Origin of the sequence: Candidatus Synechococcus spongiarum SH4, from assembly GCF_000586015.1 — a bacterium.
Taxonomy (GTDB): Bacteria; Cyanobacteriota; Cyanobacteriia; order PCC-6307; family Cyanobiaceae; genus Synechococcus_B; species Synechococcus_B spongiarum_F.
On sequence record NZ_JENA01000208.1, the window covers coordinates 1 to 2,889 of the forward strand.

General features: G+C 65.5%; 4 protein-coding genes. 2 read left to right on the forward strand and 2 right to left on the reverse strand.

Translation table 11 applies throughout. The features are described 5' to 3' along the window. Positions 1 to 385, reverse strand: a 385-nt coding sequence (locus tag BG35_RS11080; RefSeq protein WP_275450462.1) for a transaldolase family protein, incomplete at its 3' end; no start/stop codon positions are given. 149 nt (positions 386 to 534) lie between these two features. Between BG35_RS11080 and BG35_RS12835 the strand changes: the two genes are divergently transcribed. Both BG35_RS12835 and BG35_RS13845 read left to right on the forward strand, forming a co-directional pair. Beyond that, positions 535 to 840, forward strand: coding sequence for a hypothetical protein (locus BG35_RS12835; protein WP_152535250.1), 306 nt, complete (start codon positions 535 to 537; stop codon positions 838 to 840). Between the two features lie 115 nt (positions 841 to 955). After that, entirely contained in the window at positions 956 to 1,078 is a 123-nt protein-coding gene (locus tag BG35_RS13845; protein WP_269087835.1) for a hypothetical protein, read from the forward strand. Positions 1,079 to 1,129: 51 nt separating this feature from the next. Here BG35_RS13845 and BG35_RS13180 read toward each other — a convergent pair. After that, the coding region (locus BG35_RS13180) for an autotransporter outer membrane beta-barrel domain-containing protein (protein WP_161632582.1) at positions 1,130 to 2,889 on the reverse strand (1,760 nt) is incomplete at its 5' end.

The window sequence follows — 2,889 nt, forward strand, 5'->3', positions numbered from 1 at the left end:
GGCTGAGGCCCGCTGCTTCATAACGGCCAATGATCTGCCGGGCCTTGGCGATGGTGGCCTCCGTGTCGTAGCTGAGGCGGGCATCCACCTCGGTGGACACCCGGCCAGGCACCACCTTGAGGATTTCCTCCCCAAAGCGAACGGCCAGCTCGTCAATGGCTTCGCTGATCACGTCTTCTGCAGGGGCCGCCGCGCCACTGACCCGCCGGGATTGCCGCAGGGTGGCGTCAATCAACTCCTGATAGTCCGGAAGCTGGGCAGCGGCCAGGATGAGGGAAGGGTTGGTGGTGGCTTCCTGGGGGGTGAGGCGGCGAATTGCCTCCAGGTCACCGGTATCTGCCACCACGGTGGTCATGGCAGACAACTGCTCCAGCAGAGAGGCCATGGGAAAGAGAAAACGAGGGATCACGTCAACGCTAGCCATGATGCGGGCCATGGCCGGAAGCCGCCAGAATCCCTAAAGGCTTCCGTCAACCGTCGCCGTGCGGGCAGGCAGGATGATGCATCACGGCTCCGGGGGCTTGCGCCAGCCTGGTGGCTGCTGCCATCCAGTTGCGCACGGTGGCGGTGGATGCCTCCTGGAAAACCCGCTTGCGCCGGGGATGGCTGGGGGTAGCCACCATGGCGTTCCCGTTGTTGCGCAACCCCTGCACAACATGGGGCCGCACCAGCCAGCCGCCATTTCCCTATACGTGCCGTGGTGGATGCACTATCCGACGAGCGCTCCGCCACACCCACCACCCGGACTCTGTGTCGGACAACACCGGGCCGTCCAATGTGCCGGTGCGCATCAGCAGGGAGTTGCGCTTGGCCATCACCGGCCAAGGGGCAGTGGCCTGAGCATCAATCCCAATCGCCTCGTCTTCACTGCCGCCACCTGGGATGTTCCCCAAAGGGTCACCGTCACTGCGCCACCACCCCTGTCAGGGCTGCACCTACCGGGGCGGGGGAAGAGTTGACCACCACCCCGTTGCAGGAGAATCGGCAGGTATTGGCCAAACCGTTGGGTCTTGAGAGTGTGAGCACCCCCCAACTGGTGACCGCCTCCGCCCACTCCTGGGCCCACCGGCCAGCATAAGGTAACCCGAGTTCTGGATAAGGGGCTGGTGAGGAGTAGTTGATTCAGGACTCAGAAGAGGAGGGAGAAGCGGAGGCCGAGGGAATGCTCCACGGGGGATGTTGGGGAGTTGCTTTCCTGCCGTTCCCCCTCCAGGGCGATTTCCCAAGGTTCCGTCCGGCCCTGCTGGGAGTAGGGCGCCAGGGACCACAGCAGGGTGTAGGCGCTGCTGGTGGGGGAGAGGGCCACTGCCAGGGCTGGCGTCATGGTGAGGCGGTCGTTGGCGGCGGGGAAGCCATAGGCCAGTTGTGCCTTGAACTGGTGGCCGTTGCTGCCGGGGCCGTCCAGCCCTTCCAGGACGGAGGGACTCAGCAGGGCATCCATACCCCCTGCCGTTGTTGCTCCCATGGTGTGACCCATGAAGAGAGATGGTCCCCGGTTGGACGGGTCGGGTTCCCATGTGAAGGAGAGGGCGAGGCCCTGCTCTTGGAAGTGTTCGTCCACGTGGGTGAGCAGGGAGCGGCCCTTGACTTGGGCGCTGATGCCCCGCTGGGGATCATTCCATGCCAGGGTGGCGCCCACCTCCAGGCCGAAGCCGCTTTCTGCATCCCCGCCATCATGGCGGATACCCACCTCCAGGGAGGGGAGGAGGGAGGCGTCATTGGGAAGGGGAACAGGGCGTGTGGCCTCCAGCCCCAGGCGGAGGCGGGAGACGCTGCCCTCTGAACCTGCCAACCCATCCACCTTCTCGGAGGTGGTCTTGACGGTGAGCAGGTCGGTGGTGGTGGAGAGGCTGAAGCCGTCGGCGCCACCATCGATGAGTAGGCCGTCCATGCCCACTGCGCCCATCACCATGTTGCTGGCGGGCTTGTACTCCCTCTTGCTCCCATCGGGTGTGAGGGAGAGTTGTCCCCAGCCGTACCCGGCCACGGCCCACACACCTAGCCGTGGGGTGAGGGCGTAACGGCCATAGGGGAACAGGCCCAGCAGGGTGCTGCTGAAGTCTCCATCGTTACCGTCCTCTCCGGCGTAGGAGCCGTTGCCCCAGGAGTGGGAGAGGGCAGCGCCAGCTTGCCAGTGTGTGGTGCGCCAGTCCGCGCCAACCAGGGCGGTGGTCACCTCCTCGTTCAGAGAGAGGGTGTCCTCCTGCCCACTGAAGGAGGAGAGCGCCCCCGCACCCCAGAGGGACAAGCGGGGTGTTCCCCCGTCCCCTTCAGCTTCCCCTGCTGCTTCCATCCCTGTCCCTTCTGCTGCTATCGCCGGGGCGAAGGAGAAGGAAGAACCCTGCACCAGTTGCTGACCGCTGACACTCTCGAACCCCAACACCTTGGATAACGCCCCCTCGTTCTCCGCCAACGGCGTGGCGCCTGTCAGCTCTTCCCCCGCCACGGTGAGGTGCAGACCTGCCGGGGATGGCGTAGATGCAAAGCGGCCTTGCACGGCAGCCACCACCTGCTGCGCCACTGTGCGGCCAAAACGCACCTGCCCAGCCTTCACGGCCGCGGTGAGGGCATCCGTTGGGATGTCGTTATCCGTGATGGTGACCGCCACGTTGCCGGTGATGCTGTTGTAACCGCCGCCAGCAGCAGTGTGGCTGAGGGTGGCGCTGTCGTCCGTGGCATCATCGTCCTCCCCTGCCACGACGGTGACCGGCTGCGCAGTGTTCCAGGTGGTGGTGCTGAAGCTGAGGCTGGCGGGAGAGACGGTCACGTCGCTGTTGTTGCCACCCACCCTCACCGTGACAGTGCCCGTGGGCTCGCTGGCCAGCTTCACCGTATACGCGGCGCTGCTCCCCTCCTCCACCGTCAGGGACGGGGCGCTGAACTCCAACC